The following is an 18,535-nucleotide window of genomic DNA, read 5'->3' on the forward strand; positions in this document are numbered from 1 at the left end:
TACGGCCAGGGACAATGTTGATGAAAAGTTCGGCACATTCTCTTTTCCTGTGTTTAGCGGTGATCAGCGCGGGTTTTCCCCTGCACGCCGCCGAAACCACTGCCCCCACCACAGCGCCGTATCTGCTGGCGGGCGCCCCGTCGTTCGATCAGTCCATCAGCCAGTTTCGTGAAGCCTTCAATCAGGCCAACCCCACGCTGCCGCTGGATGAGTTTCGCGCCATTGATGGCTCCCGCGATACCCCCACACTGACTCGTGCGGCAAGCAAGATTAATGAGAATTTGTATGCCTCGACGGCGCTGGAGCGCGGAACGTTAAAAATCAAAAGCATGCAAATCACCTGGCTGCCGATACAGGGGCCAGAGCAGAAAGCCGCTAAGGCGAAAGCGCTTGAGTATATGAGCGCGGTCCTGCAGGCGTTTACCCCGGCACTGACGAAAAAGCAAAGCCAGCAAAAGCTGCAGAAACTCCTTACCGCAGGGAAAAACAAGCGTTACTACGCCAATACCGAAGGCGCGATCCGCTATGTTGTGGCGGACAACGGCGAAAAAGGACTGACCTTCGCTGTTGAACCGATTAAGCTGGCACTATCTGACACTCTCGGCGGGGCGAATTAATGACAAAAAGCAAAGCCTTTCGAGGGAAAATCTCTATACTGATTCACAGACCATGCTGCCCGACAGGGTGGCCATATTCCTTAATTCGCTTATTTAGCGTGGAGAATTGAAATGCGACATCCTTTAGTGATGGGTAACTGGAAGCTGAACGGCAGCCGCCACATGGTAAACGAACTGGTTGCGAACCTGCGTAAAGAGCTGACTGGCGTGACCGGCTGCGCGGTTGCGATCGCTCCGCCGGATATGTATCTGGATCTGGCTAAACACGCCGCTGATGGCAGCCACATCATTCTGGGCGCGCAGAACGTTGACGTTAACCTGTCTGGCGCGTTCACCGGTGAAACCTCCGCTGAAATGCTGAAAGATATCGGCGCGAAATACATCATCATCGGCCACTCCGAGCGTCGCACCTATCACAAAGAATCCGATGAGTTCATCGCGAAGAAATTCGCCGTGCTGAAAGAGCAGGGCCTGATTCCGGTTCTGTGCATCGGTGAAACCGAAGCGGAAAACGAAGCGGGCAAAACCGAAGAAGTGTGCGCACGTCAGATCGACGCAGTGCTGAAAACCCAGGGCGCGGCAGCGTTCGAAGGCGCGGTTATCGCTTACGAGCCAGTCTGGGCGATCGGTACCGGCAAATCAGCAACCCCTGCACAGGCTCAGGCTGTTCACAAATTCATTCGTGACCACATTGCGAAAGCTGACGCCAAAGTCGCTGAGCAAGTGATTATCCAGTACGGCGGTTCCGTTAACGCTTCCAACGCTGCTGAGCTGTTCACCCAGCCAGACATCGATGGCGCGCTGGTTGGCGGTGCATCCCTGAAAGCGGACGCTTTCGCGGTGATCGTTAAAGCGGCAGAAGCGGCTAAACAGGCGTAATTGCCTTTGTGGCGGGTGGCGCTTCGCTAACCCGCCCTGCGGTTCTGTAGGCCCGGTAAGCGTCAGCGCCACCGGGCTTTTTTACAGCCGTCCCAGCAGGCTAAACCACAGATAATCCAGCGGCAGCAGCACCAGATACGTTGCAATAGCCAGCGCCAGACAAAGCACCATCCCCGCCCTGGCAGGCACCTTTCCTAACCCCATCGCCACCACAATCGGAGACGCCTGATAGGGCAGCAGCGGCGTGGAATAGCCCAGCACCTGAATCATAATCACCGACAGCAGCGGGAAACCGGTCGCGTCCGAAAAACTCTGCGCCAGAGTGGTATACAGCGCCGGAACGCCGTTGGCGGTCATAATGAAGTTGAGTGCGGTGGTAATACCGGTCAGCGCCAGGAAACTGGTGAACGGTCGGCCTGCATCCAGCGGCATAATGCGGAGCAACGCCTCGCCCACCGCCGTTCCGATACCGGTTTGCGTCACGACGATCGCCAGCCCCAGAATACCGGCAACGTAGATACAGGTGCGCATATTCACCCCCGCAGAAAACTCTTCCCCGGTAATGAAACCAATGCGCGGCAGCATAACGATGATCGACGCCGCCAGCCCCGTCCACGCGGGCCCCACGCCGTGCCAGCTCTCCGTAACCCACATCCCCAGCACCACCGCCAGCAGCCAGGCAAGACGCTTTTCGTCCCGCCCCATAGGCTCAGACGGCGCCTGTTCTTTCGGCGATTTTGGGCTGCCGGGAAATAGCCAGCAGATGAGGCCAATCAGAATCAGGCCTTTGAGAATGCCCAGCACCGGCGTGTGCAGCAGCAGATAAGGAACATAGTTCAGATGGATGCCGTACGAGCCTTCCGCCGCACCGCTCATCACCAGGTTAGGGACGTTAGCAGGCAGAATCGTCGCCGAAAGCTGGAAAGTCCCAAACCCTACCGCCAGCGCCAGACCAAACCACGCTCGGGAGCCGTCTGCGATACCGGCGCGTTTCGCCATCGCGGCGACAATCGGCATCAGTAGCGCAATACGTCCCATATTCGACGGCATCACAAACGCCAGCGCGTAGCTCAGCAGCACCACGCTCGCCACCATCAACACCCAGGAGTCGGTGAGCCTTGCCGACAGCGCCCTGGCGGCCCTGTCTGCCAGTCCGGTTTTACGGATCGCCACGCCGAGCACGAATCCGCTGAAGACCAGCCAGAAAGCAGACGAGGCAAAACCGCCAAAGATGACCTCCGGCGGGGCGATCTTCGCAGTCATTGCCGCCGTGAAGAACAGCAGCGCGGTGATGAATTCCGGCAATAGCGACGTCGCCCACAGCACGATGGTGACGCCAACGATCAGTGAGGGCAGCAGCAGAGGATACGTTGACCAGAGCGACATACCTGTCTCCTGTAGTATTTTTGAGCAAGTCTACGGTGACAGGCATCCGGAGTAAACGCGATTTATGGTGGGGTTACTTCAGGATAGCGCATTGATGATCCTGCAGTTCCTCCGCAGACGCGCGGTTAAGCGTGAGCAGGTTACGCTCGGTCGCCAGCAACACAAACGAACCATCAAACTGCTGCGCCATCGCCAGTGCGAAACGCCCCATATGGTCGCGCGCTTCCGGCAGCTCTTCTGCCAGCATCATAAACGGGCTGCGCTGGACCAGTTCATTCTCCGTCACCCGACGAGCAAGATACTCATGTCCTTCCAGTCCCCCGGGAAGAGGCAGCCACTGGGTGCTGATTTCTCCCTGTGCCGCGTTGAGCTTCTCGCGCACGTCCGGGCGAAGGCAGGAGATATGAATATGAAAGTGGTTCTGCGTGCGCCCTGTCGGGGAGTTAATCGTCAGCGAAATGGCGCTGTCAGGCACCTCGGCTCCACGCTTCAGGCTCATAAAGCTGCGCGACTGCCACGCCAGCCAGAAAAAGTTCGGCGTATGCGCTTCGGTCAACAGCGGGCTCTCGGTGCCGTTGATGCGATATGTCGGCATCAGCAGGTATTGCAGCGGCCCGTTGCGGTCTTTAAATATCACATAGCCTGCATCCGTTTTCACCTGCGCACAGGGTGCCGGGTTACGATTCTGGATCTGATTCGGCACACACTGGTCGAGAACGATATGTCTTAACGCATTCGGATTACCCGCCTTCATCCAGTACACGCCGCCAGCGGCAAGGGCGATGACAATGAGGATCAATAAGATAATTTTTTTCACAACGCGTTCCCTGTTTTCGATTGAGGCAAAAGAGTAACGCAAAATGATGACCAAATAAAAAACCCGGCGGATTTCTCACGCCGGGTCACCGTGTCACAGGCTACTGGTTAGCGCTGGCTGATTTGGTCGAAGGTACCGCCATTAGAGAAGTGCTCTTTCTGCGCTTTCGTCCAGCCGCCGAACTCGTCATCGATGGTGAAGAGTTTCAGTTTAGGGAATATGCTTTCGTATTTCTTCGCAACAGCGGGATCGCGTGGACGATAGAAGTTTTTCGCCGCAATTTCCTGGCCTTCTGGCGAATAGAGATACTTCAGGTAAGCTTCCGCCACCGCTTTGGTATCTTTCTTCTCAACCACTTTATCGACCACAGAAACGGTCGGCTCAGCCAGAATCGATTCGCTCGGGGTCACGATCTCGAATTTGTCTTTACCCAGTTCGTTGGTCGCCAGCAGTGCTTCGTTTTCCCATGCAATCAGCACGTCGCCAATCCCGCGCTCGACGAAGGTGTTGGTGGCACCACGCGCGCCGGAGTCCAGCACCTCAACGTTTTTATACAGCGCCTTCACGAACTCCTGCGCTTTGGCCTGGTCGCCGTTGTTGTGATGCAGCGCGTAACCCCATGCGCCCAGGTAGTTCCAGCGAGCGCCGCCGGAGCTTTTCGGGTTCGGGGTAATCACAGAAACGCCCGGTTTGATCAGGTCGTTCCAGTCTTTAATTTGTTTCGGGTTTCCTTTGCGCACCAGGAAGACGATGGTCGAGGTGTAGGGTGCGGAGTTATCCGGCAGGCGTTTGATCCAGTTTTTGTCAATGCGGCCACGCTCGGCGATCGCGTCGACATCGTAGGCCAGCGCCAGGGTCACCACGTCGGCTTCAATACCGTTTATCACGGACGTCGCCTGCTTGCCGGAGCCGCCATGCGACTGACGAACCACCACGTTGTCGCCGGTTTCCTGTTTCCAGTGTGCCGCAAACGCTTTGTTGTATTGCTCGTACAGTTCACGCGTCGGGTCATATGACACGTTCAGTAACTGGATATCCTTAGCCAGAACGCTGGTCGATGCCAGCAATAATGTTAAACCCACGCCCCATTTATTCATCGCCCAGCTCTCTTGTGTAGTGTTTTGATGAATGCAGCGTGCCAGAAAGCGAATCGAGGATTAAAGAATAAAAAAAGATTGGCTATAACGTAGTGGAATAATGGCCCTCTTCGCGAAAGAAGAGGGCCAAGAGAATCAGTACAGCTTTTTCGCGCAGTCCAGCCAGTCACCTTTGAACGGACGCTTCATGTTTTCAATGGCGTCGATGATGTCGTGGTGAACCAGTTTTTCGTTCTGAATACCGACGCAGCGGCCGCCGTGGCCCTGCAGCAGCAGATCGATCGCGTACGCGCCCATACGGGACGCCAGAATACGGTCGTAAGGACCTGGGGAACCGCCACGCTGGATGTGGCCCAGTACGGTCGCGCGGGTTTCGCGTTTGGTTTCGGCTTCGATGTACTTCGCCAGCTCGTCAACGTCGCAGATGTGCTCGGTGATAGCCACGATCGCGTGTTTTTTACCCTTCGCGATGCCCGCTTTGATTTCAGCCACCAGATCTTCACGACTAAATTCGACTTCTGGCACGACGATAAATTCGCAACCGCCCGCAATGGCAGCCGCCAGCGTCAGGTCGCCACAGTAACGGCCCATCACTTCAACGATAGAGATACGCTGGTGAGAAGACGAGGTGTCACGCAGGCGGTCAATCGCTTCAACAACGGTACCGAGTGCAGTAAAGAAGCCGATAGTGTAGTCAGTGCCTTTGATGTCGTTGTCGATGGTGCCAGGTAGACCGATGCACGGGAAACCCATTTCGGTCAGACGTTTTGCACCCATGTAGGAACCGTCACCACCGATAACCACCAGGGCGTCCAGACCACGTTTCTTCATGTTTTCGATAGCCACTTCACGAACGTGTTCGTCGCGGAATTCCGGGAAGCGCGCAGAACCGAGGAAAGTACCGCCACGGTTGATCATGTCAGACACGCTGTAGCGGTCGAGCTGAACCATACGATCTTCATACAGGCCCAGATAACCGTCATAAACGCCAAAAACTTCCAGGCCTTCCGTCAGCGCTGCACGGACAACACCACGAATTGCCGCGTTCATGCCCGGCGCATCACCGCCGCTTGTCAACACACCGATTTTCTTAATCATGACTACCTCTGAACTTAGGAATGCAAAATTGAAATCTGTTGCCGGAAGAAACTTATCGACCAACGAATACTGCAAATAGTATATCAATCCCTTCCAGCTGAATTGATTCAGGTCAGACCAAACGGCGGTAATTTATACACAAAATGCTGGCCTGGCTCACTTTTTTACAACGAATTACGAAAGCCCAACATGACCGGGTACAACCGAGCAGGGATCCTGGTGAATGATGACGTCTGAACCAGGAAAACGCTGCAAAATCGCCTGCTCGACCTGCTCAGCAATAACGTGAGCCTGTACCAGTGGCAGGTTGTCTTCCATTTCAATATGAATCTGTATAAAGCGGGTCGGCCCTGACTGCCGCGTTCGAAGATCGTGTGCACCGCTGACGCCGGGCCAGGAGGTCACGATAGAAAAAATTTCATTACGTTCTGAGTCCGGGAGGGCGCGGTCAAGCAGTGATTGCACCGCTTCATACCCCATCCGCAGAGCGCTATATAAAATATAGATACCAATCCCTAACGCAAACAACGCATCGGCGCGATGCCAGCCATACCAGGCCAGACCGAGCGCAATAAGAATAGCCCCATTCATCATAACATCAGATTGATAATGAAGCATATCCGCCCGTACAGCCTGACTTTGCGTTTTGCGAACAACCCAGCGCTGGAACGTTACCAGAACGAGTGTGCATATAAGCGCGACTATCGTCACAACGACTCCCACGCCGGGATCGTTCATCGGTGTTGGCGAGACGAGATGCTGAATGCCGGTTAAAAACAGGAACAGCGCAGAGCCGGAAATGAACATACTTTGCGCCAGCGCGGCCAGCGACTCCGCTTTGCCGTGCCCAAACGTGTGCTCTTCGTCCGCTGGCTGCAGCGAGTAACGCACCACCAGCAGGTTGGTCAACGAGGCGGCAATATCCATCAGCGAGTCCACCAGCGCCGCCAGAATACTGACCGAGCCGGTATACCACCACGCAAAGATTTTAATCAGTAACAGGCTGGAGGCCATGACGGTCGCCGCAATGGCGGCCCGGCTGACCAGTCTTCCATAGGATTGATTCATAAACGCTCCTGTCATGTTATGCCGCTAGTATAACGGAAGCATTGGGAGTCAAAGGATGAATAAACGGTTAACAAAAGAAATGACGAGCAAAAGACCTGTCGCAGATGAAGAGAAATAGATTATGCAGGATTACAATCATACTATTGATATAAATGGTTTTTATAACGAGATATTCGCCCGTGACGTTCATCAATAAGAAAGCCCCGTTTAAAAGGGGCTTTCCTGATTTGAAACCTGAAAATGCTAAGTCAGCACTTAACCATATTTTCTGGCAAAGTCGTCTTCAGAGGTGCACAGATAGATAATAAACTCAATGAAGGCAATGACTGACGGTATGAAGGTCCAGCAAAAGATGAGGTAAAGGAATCCCTGGCCAATCTTACCTAAGTAAAATTTATGTGCGCCCAGGCCTCCTAAGAAGAAAGCGAGCAATGCTGCGGTAAGCTTATTTTTACTTCCTGCTGCAACCTGGCTTGCGCCACAATGCGGACAGGCCTTAGCGGTACTGTGCAACTCCTTGCCACATCCTCGGCAAAAAACCATTCCTGACATGATATCCCCTTTTGTTTCTTATCAGTAGCTTGCATATTTTACAAACAATTCAGAAAAATACTATTTTAAAAAGAATATATCGTCGGAATGAAAATAATGAGCCCTTGATTTAGGGGGGTAGAAGAAGGAATAAAAAAAACCCCCACATCATGTGGGGGAAGACAGGGATGGTGTCTATGGCAAGGAAAACAGGGTTTACTGGTTACTACGGGTACTGCTATTGCTACTGAAAAACGTCGTTTCTGAGCTTCGCTGCATCCGTGCAACCTCTCGCAGCTGGTCCATTCTCTGCTGATGTCTGGTGTTCAAAACCGCTTGCTGCTCGGGCGTTAGCAGATGGAACATCTGGTTGCGGACCTTCGCCATCTCTACCTGGCGGGCAACCTGTTCCTGTGCCATTTTTTCGGCCTGAGCGCGTACAGCGCTTTCGTCAAAATTTTCTGCGGTGACAAGGCGATGCATTGTCTCCATTTCGCTAACATTAACAGGGGGCTGGTCGTGTCTTGCCCTCTGCATCAGATCTCGCATCTGTTGACGCTGATGTTCGGTTAAACTTATGCCGTCAAACATATGGCTTTGGCTGCTGTTCTGCGTTGCGCCCTCTTGTAAGGGACTGTTATCGCTGATGATAGCTTCAGCAGCCTGGCTAAACGCACTGAACGCCAGCGTTGAGGCCATGACGGCAGCGGTAACTTTGCGCATCACTTGCTCCCAAAAATCTTTCGTGTCGCGATTCAACGAGAGACAGTCTACGATTCAGGCTGCAAACATGCGTCAGGGGGTGTAAAACAACGTAAAGTCATGGATTAGACAGCCTTGATGTCGTAATTTCTGCCTCGGAGGTATTTAAACAATGAATAAAATCCTGTTAGTTGATGATGACCGAGAGCTCACATCCCTTTTAAAGGAGTTGCTCGACATGGAAGGTTTCAACGTCCTGGTTGCCCATGATGGCGAGCAGGCGCTGAGTCTCCTTGACGACAGCATCGATTTACTTTTGCTCGACGTGATGATGCCGAAGAAAAACGGTATTGATACGTTGAAAGAACTTCGCCAGACACACCAGACTCCCGTAATCATGCTGACCGCACGCGGCAGCGAACTTGATCGCGTACTCGGCCTTGAGCTTGGCGCGGATGACTATTTACCAAAGCCGTTTAACGACCGTGAACTGGTTGCCCGTATTCGCGCTATCCTGCGTCGTTCCCACTGGAGCGAACAGCAGCAAAATACCGACAACAGCTCACCTACTCTAGAAGTCGACTCCCTGAGCCTCAACCCGGGCCGTCAGGAAGCGAGCTTTGATGGCCAGACGCTGGAACTGACCGGCACGGAGTTCACCCTGCTATATCTGCTGGCGCAGCACCTCGGCCAGGTGGTTTCGCGTGAACATCTAAGCCAAGAGGTTCTGGGCAAACGCCTCACCCCGTTTGACCGCGCCATCGACATGCACATCTCTAACCTGCGCCGTAAGCTGCCGGAGCGTAAAGACGGTCACCCATGGTTTAAAACCCTGCGTGGTCGCGGTTATCTGATGGTTTCCGCTTCATGATAGGAAGCTTAACCGCCCGCATCTTCGCCATCTTCTGGCTGACGCTGGCACTGGTTTTAATGCTCGTACTGATGTTGCCAAAACTTGACTCACGCCAGATGACGGAGCTTCTCGACAGCGAGCAACGTCAGGGCGTGATGATCGAGCAGCACGTGGAAGCCGAGCTGGCAAACGATCCGCCAAACGATTTAATGTGGTGGCGCAGGCTGTTTCGCGCTATCGACAAGTGGGCGCCGCCCGGACAACGCCTGCTGCTGGTGACCAGCGAAGGCCGCGTGATTGGGGCCGATCGCAATGAAATGCAGATTATCCGCAACTTCATTGGCCAGGCGGATAACGCCGATCATCCCCAGAAGAAGAAATATGGGCGCGTAGAGATGGTGGGGCCTTTCTCCGTCAGGGACGGAGAGGATAATTATCAGCTCTACCTGATTCGCCCCGCGAGCAGCTCCCAGTCCGACTTCATCAACCTGCTGTTTGACCGCCCTCTCCTGCTGCTGATTGTTACTATGCTGGTCAGCTCGCCGCTGCTGTTATGGCTGGCGTGGAGCCTGGCAAAACCGGCGCGTAAGCTGAAGAATGCCGCCGATGAGGTGGCACAGGGTAACCTGCGACAACACCCTGAACTGGAAGCCGGACCGCAGGAGTTCCTTGCCGCCGGGACCAGTTTTAACCAGATGGTGAGCGCTCTCGATCGCATGATGACCGCACAGCAGCGCCTGTTGTCGGATATCTCGCACGAGCTGCGCACCCCTCTAACGCGCTTACAGCTTGGCACCGCGCTGCTGCGCCGCCGCAGCGGTGAGAGCAAAGAGCTGGAGCGTATCGAAACCGAAGCTCACCGCCTGGACAGCATGATCAACGATCTGCTGGTCATGTCCCGCAATCAGCAGAAAAACGCGCTGGTTAGCGAAACGGTGAAAGCGAATCACCTCTGGCACGAGGTGCTGGACAACGCGGCATTCGAAGCAGAGCAGATGGGCAAATCCTTCACCGTCAACTTCCCACCGGGCCCGTGGCCGCTCTACGGTAACCCCAACGCGCTGGAAAGCGCGCTGGAGAATATCGTGCGTAACGCCCTGCGCTACTCGCATACGAAGATTGAGGTGGCGTTCTCGGTGGATAAAGACGGGATCACCGTCATTGTCGACGACGACGGTCCTGGCGTCAGCCCGGAAGATCGCGAGCAGATTTTCCGTCCGTTCTATCGTACCGATGAGGCGCGCGACCGGGAATCGGGCGGCACGGGACTGGGTCTGGCGATTGTTGAAACCGCCATGCAGCAGCACCGCGGCTGGGTGAAAGCCGACGACAGCCCGCTGGGTGGACTGCGGTTAACGCTGTGGCTACCGTTGTATAAGCGTTCTTAGTTTTCCCCTCATCGTACCCCTCTCCCCATAGGGGAGAGGTGACTGCTTAGTGAGGTTTTTTCACCCTCGCCCCTTTGGGGAGAGGGCCGGGGTGAGGGGCAGTTATTTCCCCCACAATCTCCGCGAATTATCTTCGATCTTGCTGCTTAAACGCCGCTTCTGCATCGTTCTCGTCCAGCTGGTCGATAGCCCCGCCGCCGACAGCAGGCGGTGATACTGTTCGTCGTCAAACGGCATATGCCAGGCAATGGCGCAGGCGTCATAAACAGACACATCGCTCAGGCGCGACGCCAGTTCAAGCGGGGCGTCCGCTGAAATCTGCCCAGCCAGCACCACGCGATACAGCCAGCCGGTTTTACCCGCTTTTTGCAGCTGGGCCGACATATTCTGAATACCGAAATGGTAGTTGAGCTTGAAGCACGGCGAGCGTGGCTGCGTCACCTGGATCAGGGCATCGCCCCAGCGGTAGATATCACCGATAAAAACGTTCTTTTCGGTGAGCCCTTCGGTTGAGAGATTCTCGCCAAACGCGGGGGCGACGAAGAGATCCGCCTGCTCGGGGAACTCGGTTTTCCAGTACTGATAGTGTTCGCGCGGATAGTGGCACAGCGCGCGCTCCGGCCCGCCGTGGATCTTCTTTTCGGCCTGCTCGTCGCCAGCAAGCCCGAGGTCGGTCAACGTCAGCTCACCGTCGACCTGAATTTTGGCGATGGCGCTCGGGCGGCTGCCGTCGTACTCCCTTACCTTGCCTGTAAATACATTCACCGGATAATGCATCGCTGCCTCCATTACGCAGATACAAAAAAAGCGAGCCATCAGACTCGCTTCTCACAGGCGTCAATGCAACCTTATTTTTTAGCGGCGAAACGCGCTGCTGCTTCGTCCCAGTTCACCACGTCCCAGAACGCTTTAATGTAGTCCGGACGACGGTTCTGGAATTTCAGGTAGTAAGCGTGTTCCCACACGTCCAGACCCAGGATTGGGAAGCCGGATGCGCCAGAGATCGCTTCACCCATCAGCGGGGAGTCCTGGTTAGCAGTAGAAACAACCGCCAGTTTGTCACCTTTCAGTACCAACCACGCCCAGCCGGAGCCGAAGCGGGTTGCAGCGGCTTTCTCGAACTCCGCTTTGAAGTTGTCAACGGAACCGAAGTCGCGCTCGATAGCCGCTTTCAGGTCGCCCTGCAGGGTGGTACCGGTTTTCAGGCCTTTCCAGAACAGGCTGTGGTTTGCGTGGCCGCCCGCGTTGTTACGCAGCACGGTTTTCTTGTCCGCTGGCAGCTGGTCCAGCTTGGTGATCAGCTCTTCAACAGGCAGGTTAGCGAACTCTGGCAGGCTTTCCAGCGCGGCGTTCGCGTTGTTCACGTAGGTCTGGTGATGTTTAGTGTGATGGATTTCCATCGTCTGCTTGTCGAAATGCGGTTCCAGTGCGTCGTAGGCATACGGCAGGGATGGCAGTGTATAACTCATAATCCTCTCCATTATTGTCGGGCGGCACAGCTGTTAATGCCGCGTAAGCAGTTGGTTCATTATAGTTAATTAAATGATATTGAAAATGATTATCAATGCCGTAGTTTTTATAAGGTTATTCATTTTTTGACCAACGCAGGAATAGTGAATGTGTTCAGGGCGTTAATGGACTTCCAGCGCCTTATTGCCTGCCGCAATCTCCTCCCTGCTGCTGAGCGTAAACGCCGACACCACCGTAATCGCCAGCACGAAACAGCCCAGCATCAGGTATGTCTCCTGGAAACCGATCCGGTCATACATATTTCCGGCAAACGCGGAGAGGAAGATCGCTGCCGACTGTTTGGCAAACTGGAAGCCAATCAGGTAGATAGTCGCCGAAAGACGCGTATCAAACACCCCGGTGATGTACTTGAAGGCCCCCACCAGCAGGAACGGCACCTCCAGCGCGTGCAGCATCTTCAGGGCAATCACTTCTACGGCGGTGGTGGCAAACGACGAGCCGATAATGCGCGTCGCCATAATCACCCCGGCGATGAGCAGCGTGTTTTTCGCGCCGATGCGGTTAATGATCCATGGTGAACAAAACATGATGATCGCGTTGCAGATTTCCCCGGCAGTGGTCGCAAAACCAAAGGCGCGAGTGCCCTCCTGCGGCGTGGCGAAGAACGTTTTGAAGAAGGTAGCAAACTGCTGGTCAAAGACGTCATAGACGCAGGCCACGCCAATCACGTACAGAATAAACATCCACATCCTGCGCTGACGGAACAGGCTAAAGACCGTTTTCGCGGTGATCTGCGGCTGGTTGGCACCCAGCGCATTCATCACCTGCGCCGTCTGGTTGGGTCTTGGCTTTGCGACCACCAGCAGCAGCATCAACAGCAGCGCCGCCGCCGAACCCATCCAGAAAACATACGACGGATCGATGCCGAACAGGATCCCGCCCGTGGAGGCGCATAGCCCCCAGCCGAGGCAGCCAAACATGCGCGCCTTACCGTACTCAAAAAAACTGTTACGGCTCACGCGTTCAATGTAGGCCTCAATGGCCCCTGAGCCCGCCGAAAAGACAAAGCCGATATACATGCCGCCGCTCAGCGCGCCCAGCCAGATGTTGGATTTTAGTAACGGCGCGAAGACGTAGAGGAAGAAAGGGGCAAACAGGAACAGCAGCACGGAGATGATCCACAGCAGGTGTTTTTTTAGCCCCAGTTTATCCGAGATCACCCCAAGCACCGGCTGGAAGGCAATGGCCGAGAGTGAGATGCAGGAAAAGACGATGCCGGTATGGGTTTTGTTCAGGCCGATGATATCCGACAGCCAGATCGGCAGGAACGGAAAGCAGGTGGCCATGATGAAGAAGTAGAGAAAGAAGAACAGCCCGAAGATCCAGAAGTTAGGGTTGTCTTTGTGGGTACAGGTTGTTGTGTTCATTATTTTTATCCTCAACGGAGGGCCGGCTGCCCGGCCCGTCACCTTTACACGCGTTCAACGCCAATCAGAACGGCGGTTTCCGGATCCAGAATCGGCAGCGCAATGCCCGCCTGCATCAGCCACTCGCCGCTCGCCGTTTGCGGTGTTTCCATCCATGCCGGCAGCTTGCGCATGGTATGGCCTCCTTCACCGGTAATGTGAATATCAGGGTGATCGAGCAGCGAAATACGATACTGCGCGCTGGGCTCAAGCCCCGGCATGCGCAGCGGCATCATCAACGTGTAGTCCGGCATGGCGAGCTGGCTGACGATAAACAGCCCCTGCGTTTTATCTTCGCTCACAATACCCTGTGCCAGCGTACTGGCATCCGGCATATCCACGCGCCATTGTGTGCCCTGATGAATAACCTCGCGCCACTGCCTGTACAGCGCGGCGTAACGGCGATAGCCTTCGCGCTCCTTCTCATCGACGGTGAGGGGATCAAGTTCCAGCCCCATATGGCCAAACAGCGCCGTTAGACCGCGAAATTCAATGCTGTGCTGGCGGAAGGTGGCGTGACATTTATGATGACCGATATGCGCCCCCATCACCTCCGGCGGAAAGAAATAGCTCATGCCGCGCTGGATGGTGTTGCGCTCCAGCGCATCGTTGTTGTCCGAGGCCCAGAAGCGGTGGCAGCGCGTCAGCACCTCATAATCAATTCGCCCCCCGCCGGAGGAGCAGGATTCAAATTCGACGTGCGGAAAACGCTCGCCCAGCACGTCCAGCAGGCGATAAAACTGGCGGGTTTGCGCGTCGGCGGCGGCCTTCCCGTCGTGACCCGGCTGTACCAGCTCACGGTTCATGTCCCACTTCACGTAGTCGACCTCATGTTCACCCAGAAGCCAGCTCATGCGCTCCACCAGGTAATCAAACGCCTGCGGAATGTTCAGGTTAAGCACCAGCTGGTGCCGCCCGGTATGTTGCCTATAGCCGGGCAACGCCAGCACCCAGTCGGGATGCGCACGATAAAGATCGGAATCCGGGTTAATCATCTCCGGCTCAACCCAGATGCCAAACGCCATGCCGAGCTGTTTCACATGGCTGATGACCGGCGTGAGGCCGTTCGGGTATTTTTTCTCATCCAGATACCAGTCGCCCAGAGCGGCATGGTCGTCATTACGGCCTTTGAACCAGCCGTCGTCAATGATGAAGCGCTCCACGCCCAGGGCGGCAGCCTCGTCGGCCATGCGCATGATGTAGTCCGGATCGTGGTTGAAGTAGATCCCTTCCCAGGTATTGAGGTGCACCGGGCGCGGTTTGTTTTCCGGGAAGCGGATAACGTTGTTGCGCAGGTAGCGATGAAACGGCTGGCTCATGCCGTTCAGGCCATGCGTGGAATAGCTGGCATACAGGCGCGGCGTCCAGAGCGTATCGCCCTCCTTAACCGCCATTTCGCCCGGCAGGTAGAGGGCTTCAGCCTGCAGATAGCGGCGGCCGTCGGTTTTGGCTTCCGCACGCAGGCGGTGGTTGCCGCTCCAGCCCAGATGCACGCCCCAGACGTCGCCGTGCATTTCGCTGAACGACGGCGTCCCGGCAATCAGCGCCGGGAAGTGTTCATGGGAGGTTTTACCCCGGCGGTTTTCAATCACAAAGCTGTCGTGTTCAAGCGTCACGCGGTGCGGCTGAAATTCCCGGATCCAGCGACCGTGGAAGGCCATCACCTCCTGAGCGCGTTCGGCCACCGGCAGCGTGACGGCGAAACGGTCCACCTGCCACGCCTGCGCTTTCAGGTTCGTTAAACCGTGACGAACCACCAGCACGCCGCTGGCATCCAGCGCCAGCTCGCTGGTCAGACGCAGGCCCGCATGTTCATCTTCCGCCGTCACCGTCAGGGTTTGTCCTGACTGCTGTACGTCTGTGGTGGTGAACATGGGTGAACCGTCCAGCCCCTGCCGATGCCCCTCAATGCCGGGAGCACCAAACAGACCGTGCCCCAGCTCGGCCATCAGCGTGACCGGGGAGTCGACGTCAAGCCTGCCGTTGGCAACAGGGCGCGCGAGCATAGCAACATCCTGTGGCGAAAAGTGCTGAAGGTGCGGCCCCCAGTAGAGAATTTCGGCGAACGGGTACGTTTTGATCACCACGTCTACCGTGTTGCTTTCAAGTCGTAAAACGGAATCTTGCATCAGACATCTCCTGTCATCGGGATGATCTGAGTGTTGATCCGAAACGTTTCGGATACAAACCAAAACGTTTCGGTTTTGTGATCGGGTTTAGAAAATGGAGAGATTCAGGCCGTCTGGCCGGGAGAGAATTCGGGTTGCCAGAGCACCTGAAGCCGTTCAATATCGTCGCCGTTAATCAGCTGACGCACCATATCGGCAATCTGTTTCCCGACGCCCTGGCGGGTGGACTGGATCACTGCCGCCACGTCGGCATCGACGATACTGTCCTGCGGGAGCCCGTCATAAACAACCAGCGCAACGGCGCTCTCGCCGGTCAGACGGCCCAGCTCTGCCAGCGCCATCGCCGCGCCGTCACCGTGAGTGTTGCAGTCGGTAATGATGGCCGTGGGCGGCTGCGACAGCGAGAGAAGCTCTTTCGTGGTGGCATAACCCACGCGGCGCGAAGGGGGCATGGCGCGCAGCCATTCGCTGGAAAGCCCGGCTTCCCGCAACGCGTCCAGATAGCCCTGACGACGCTGGGTGATGAATGCCTGATTGTTGCTTTCGCCCAGTAGGGCAATGCGCTGATGGCCTTTCCCGATTAGCCAGCGTGTAGCATTGTACGTACCGGCATAGTTGTCGAAGTCGAACCACGCGTACGGCTGCGGTAGCTGGCTGCGACCAAGCGCCAGAAAGGGAAATCCGGCGGCCTGCAGCTGCTCAAGTCGCGGATCGCGATCCAACGTGTGGGCCACAATCAGCGCATCCACGCGGCGGCTTTGCACCATGCGCATATAGCTGTGCTTATCCGCCAGATCGTCGTCGGCGATAAGCAATAAGTCGATCTCATGTCGCGCCAGTTCGTGGCTAATTTCGCCGACCATGTCCATAAATACGCTGTTATTGAGCGGAACAGGATGGACCGGGAACACCAGCCCAACGGCATCAATTTTGCCCATCTTCAGGCGGCGGGCGAAAGTGTTAGGCCGATAGCCGCGTCGCTGGGCTTCCGCTTCTACGCGAGCGCGCGTCTCGGCGGAGACGTCGTCATATCCGTTGAGGGCGCGGCTGACGGTGGTGACTGACAGCCCCAGTTCTTTGGCAATGGCTTTAAGCGACATGAGTTTCCGTATCTCTGTTAGTTTTGTTCCGCCACCAGCAGCGCGTAAGTGTCTGGCTCCAGGGCCTTGAAGATGTGCGGCTGGTCGGCGGGATAACAAATGTAATCCCCTGCGCCGAGCTCTTCCGCCGCGTCGAGCAGGCCGACCAGCGCCCGGCCCTGCGTCACAATAATATGTTCAACAGAGCCCGGCGGATGCGGCTGAGAAATACGATCTGCGCCCGGTTGGGTCATCAGAAGATAGACATCGCGGCGCGCGCCGGGTGGGCATGCCGCCAGTAAAATGGCTTCATAATTAGCCTGTCCGGCGACCACTTTTGTCCCTTCACCACGGCGGATCACCTGCGTGGTCGGCAACTGCGGCTCAAGCAGGCGGGCGAAAGGAATATCCAGCGCCACGCAGAGCGACCACAGCGTTTCCAGGCTAGGGTTACCGTTGCCGGACTCCAGCTGGGAAAGCGTGGATTTAGCGATCCCGGCACGGCGGGCAATTTCCGCCAGCGAAAGCCCGGTGCGCAGACGTTCCCGCACCAGACTTTTAGCGATCAGGCTGATTGGCTGCGTCATATAACGGCCTCTTGTTCTATAAAACGAACGAATCGTTCGCCTTGAAAATCAGTTTCGTTGCGTTCATTATAATGGATACACGTTCGATATGGCTAAAAATGTATGAAGCAACATCTCTCTTGTCTGAAAGGCGACACCATAAAAGCAATCATCCTGGTCTGCCTCGCGGTGGGCGTGGTGGGAATGTCCTACGGCTCGCTGGCGATGGCCTACGGTTTCCCGGTCTGGGTGCCGTTTGTGCTCTCCATCACCGTACTCGCGGGCGCGTCAGAGTTTATGTTTATCGGCATTGTAGCAAGCGGCGGTAACCCGCTGGCGGCTGCAGCCGCGGGTTTGCTGGTCAACGCGCGCCACGTGCCGTTTGGCGTGACGGTGCGAGAACTGGTCGGTAAGCGCGGTCTGAGCCTGTTGGGCTGCCACATCATGAACGACGAAAGCGTGGTGTTTGGCCTGTCGCAAAAAACCGCCGAGCAGCGTAAAGCCGCCTACTGGCTGTGCGGTTTAGGCGTCGCCATCGTCTGGCCGCTTGGCGCGCTGCTGGGTGCCATGGTCGGGAAACTGCTGCCGGACCCGGAAACCATAGGCCTGGATGCGGTATTCCCGGCGATACTGCTGGCATTAGTGGTTCCCGCATTTAAAAACCGCACCACGCTGATACGCGCCTGCAGCGGTGCCGTTCTGTCGCTGGCCGCCGTGCCGTTTGCCCCGGTAGGTCTGCCGGTACTGCTCTCTTTACTCGGTCTTGCCGCGAGGAAAAAATAATGGAAAACATGACGTTCTTTATTCTCGGCATCGCCATTTTGTCTGCGGGAACCTATTTGATGCGTCTTGGCGGAGCGAAACTGGGCAGCAGGATGGCATTGTCAGAGCGTTCACAGGCGCTGCTGTCAGATGCGGCAACGGTATTGCTGTTTTCCGTGGCGCTGGCGACCACGTTTTATGAAGGTGACCACTTTGCCGGCATGGCGCGCGTGCTGGGCGTGGCGTTTGCAGTGTTTTTGGCCTGGCGGAAGATGCCGTTAATTGTGGTGATCGTAGCGGCGGCAGTGGTAACCGCGCTGCTGCGCGTGGCGGGCATAAACTAAAAAAGCGCCCCGGGGGCGCTCTTTCGACGGTGTGACAGCTTATTTAGTCAGTTCAGCGGTCATGTGTACGCGGTTACCTGAGAACGCCTGGGTAATTTTGTACGATGACGCGCCGGCTTCCTGAGCCTGAGCCGCGATTTTAGCTTCTGCGCCATCAATGGTAGAGGCGGTTGCGGTTACGGTCTGTGCAGCGAAAGAACCGAAAGAAGTAGCCAGAGCGATTACAGCGACAAAAGTTTTGATGCTTTTCATGATATAAACCCTTTCATTAAGTTGTTTTGGT

The 18,535-nt window shown here is 55.9% G+C and carries 20 protein-coding genes; 6 read left to right on the top strand and 14 right to left on the bottom strand.

Annotated elements, in window-relative coordinates:
• Positions 1–20: 20 nt before the first annotated feature.
• Positions 21–617 (top strand): DUF1454 family protein, encoded by a 597-nt coding sequence (locus tag ACW9E7_RS19990; protein ID WP_458728253.1) that lies wholly within the window; start codon positions 21–23, stop codon positions 615–617.
• Between the two features lie 111 nt (positions 618–728).
• Entirely contained in the window at positions 729–1,496 is a 768-nt protein-coding gene (gene tpiA / locus ACW9E7_RS19995; protein WP_367896977.1) for a triose-phosphate isomerase, read from the top strand.
• An 81-nt stretch (positions 1,497–1,577) separates the two neighbouring features.
• On the opposite strand, the gene ACW9E7_RS20000 is transcribed toward tpiA, so the two are convergent.
• The 7 genes from ACW9E7_RS20000 to cpxP all read right to left on the bottom strand — a co-directional run bounded on the left by ACW9E7_RS20000 (position 1,578) and on the right by cpxP (position 8,216).
• Entirely contained in the window at positions 1,578–2,882 is a 1,305-nt protein-coding gene (locus ACW9E7_RS20000) for an SLC13 family permease (protein WP_133295354.1), read from the bottom strand.
• Positions 2,883–2,955: 73 nt separating this feature from the next.
• Positions 2,956–3,699 carry a CDP-diacylglycerol diphosphatase gene (locus tag ACW9E7_RS20005; protein ID WP_136196039.1) on the bottom strand — a complete coding sequence of 248 codons (744 nt, stop codon included), beginning with the start codon at positions 3,697–3,699 and terminating at the stop codon, positions 2,956–2,958.
• 107 nt (positions 3,700–3,806) lie between these two features.
• Entirely contained in the window at positions 3,807–4,796 is a 990-nt protein-coding gene (locus ACW9E7_RS20010; RefSeq protein WP_136196040.1) for a sulfate ABC transporter substrate-binding protein, read from the bottom strand.
• 135 nt (positions 4,797–4,931) lie between these two features.
• Positions 4,932–5,894, bottom strand: a complete 963-nt coding sequence (pfkA, locus tag ACW9E7_RS20015; protein WP_023309696.1) for a 6-phosphofructokinase — start codon at positions 5,892–5,894, stop codon at positions 4,932–4,934.
• Positions 5,895–6,068: 174 nt separating this feature from the next.
• A complete protein-coding gene (gene fieF / locus ACW9E7_RS20020; protein WP_023309697.1) occupies positions 6,069–6,962 on the bottom strand; it encodes a CDF family cation-efflux transporter FieF in 894 nt (297 codons plus the stop codon).
• 255 nt (positions 6,963–7,217) lie between these two features.
• The gene (locus ACW9E7_RS20025) at positions 7,218–7,514 is read right to left on the bottom strand and encodes a TM2 domain-containing protein (RefSeq protein ID WP_115876978.1); all 297 of its coding nucleotides are present in this window, start codon (positions 7,512–7,514) and stop codon (positions 7,218–7,220) included.
• Positions 7,515–7,709: 195 nt separating this feature from the next.
• A complete protein-coding gene (gene cpxP / locus ACW9E7_RS20030) occupies positions 7,710–8,216 on the bottom strand; it encodes a cell-envelope stress modulator CpxP (RefSeq protein WP_024909200.1) in 507 nt (168 codons plus the stop codon).
• Positions 8,217–8,367: 151 nt separating this feature from the next.
• On the opposite strand from cpxP, the gene cpxR reads away from it, so the two are divergent.
• Both cpxR and cpxA read left to right on the top strand, forming a co-directional pair.
• Positions 8,368–9,066 (top strand): envelope stress response regulator transcription factor CpxR, encoded by a 699-nt coding sequence (gene cpxR, locus ACW9E7_RS20035; protein WP_006179159.1) that lies wholly within the window; start codon positions 8,368–8,370, stop codon positions 9,064–9,066.
• The gene (cpxA, locus tag ACW9E7_RS20040) at positions 9,063–10,436 is read left to right on the top strand and encodes an envelope stress sensor histidine kinase CpxA (protein ID WP_045329509.1); all 1,374 of its coding nucleotides are present in this window, start codon (positions 9,063–9,065) and stop codon (positions 10,434–10,436) included. The genes cpxR and cpxA overlap by 4 nt, the downstream gene beginning before the upstream one ends.
• A gap of 102 nt (positions 10,437–10,538) precedes the next feature.
• Here the strand turns inward: cpxA and yiiM are convergent, their stop codons facing one another.
• From yiiM to ACW9E7_RS20070, 6 genes are all read right to left on the bottom strand, one after another.
• On the bottom strand, positions 10,539–11,213 hold the full coding sequence (gene yiiM, locus ACW9E7_RS20045) for a 6-hydroxyaminopurine reductase (RefSeq protein WP_458728408.1): 675 nt from the start codon (positions 11,211–11,213) through the stop codon (positions 10,539–10,541).
• Positions 11,214–11,284: 71 nt separating this feature from the next.
• Complete coding sequence (gene sodA / locus ACW9E7_RS20050; protein ID WP_003861999.1) at positions 11,285–11,905, bottom strand: superoxide dismutase [Mn]; 621 nt, start codon at positions 11,903–11,905, stop codon at positions 11,285–11,287.
• A 162-nt stretch (positions 11,906–12,067) separates the two neighbouring features.
• Entirely contained in the window at positions 12,068–13,333 is a 1,266-nt protein-coding gene (locus tag ACW9E7_RS20055; protein ID WP_458728254.1) for an oligosaccharide MFS transporter, read from the bottom strand.
• Between the two features lie 44 nt (positions 13,334–13,377).
• Positions 13,378–15,501, bottom strand: coding sequence for an alpha-galactosidase (locus ACW9E7_RS20060; protein ID WP_458728255.1), 2,124 nt, complete (start codon positions 15,499–15,501; stop codon positions 13,378–13,380).
• 104 nt (positions 15,502–15,605) lie between these two features.
• Positions 15,606–16,601 carry a LacI family DNA-binding transcriptional regulator gene (locus tag ACW9E7_RS20065; RefSeq protein WP_127732649.1) on the bottom strand — a complete coding sequence of 332 codons (996 nt, stop codon included), beginning with the start codon at positions 16,599–16,601 and terminating at the stop codon, positions 15,606–15,608.
• A 17-nt stretch (positions 16,602–16,618) separates the two neighbouring features.
• On the bottom strand, positions 16,619–17,167 hold the full coding sequence (locus tag ACW9E7_RS20070) for a helix-turn-helix domain-containing protein (RefSeq protein ID WP_023309744.1): 549 nt from the start codon (positions 17,165–17,167) through the stop codon (positions 16,619–16,621).
• A gap of 102 nt (positions 17,168–17,269) precedes the next feature.
• Between ACW9E7_RS20070 and ACW9E7_RS20075 the strand changes: the two genes are divergently transcribed.
• Together ACW9E7_RS20075 and ACW9E7_RS20080 are read left to right on the top strand one after the other, a co-directional pair.
• Positions 17,270–17,929, top strand: a complete 660-nt coding sequence (locus ACW9E7_RS20075) for an AzlC family ABC transporter permease (protein WP_136196044.1) — start codon at positions 17,270–17,272, stop codon at positions 17,927–17,929.
• Positions 17,929–18,252, top strand: a complete 324-nt coding sequence (locus ACW9E7_RS20080) for an AzlD domain-containing protein (RefSeq protein ID WP_458728256.1) — start codon at positions 17,929–17,931, stop codon at positions 18,250–18,252. Before ACW9E7_RS20075 ends, ACW9E7_RS20080 begins: the two co-directional genes overlap by 1 nt.
• 39 nt (positions 18,253–18,291) lie before the next feature.
• On the opposite strand, the gene ACW9E7_RS20085 is transcribed toward ACW9E7_RS20080, so the two are convergent.
• Positions 18,292–18,504, bottom strand: coding sequence for a YdgH/BhsA/McbA family protein (locus ACW9E7_RS20085; RefSeq protein WP_023309747.1), 213 nt, complete (start codon positions 18,502–18,504; stop codon positions 18,292–18,294).
• Between the last annotated feature and the right edge of the window lie 31 nt (positions 18,505–18,535).

The organism is Enterobacter sp. H2G27, from assembly GCF_054403075.1.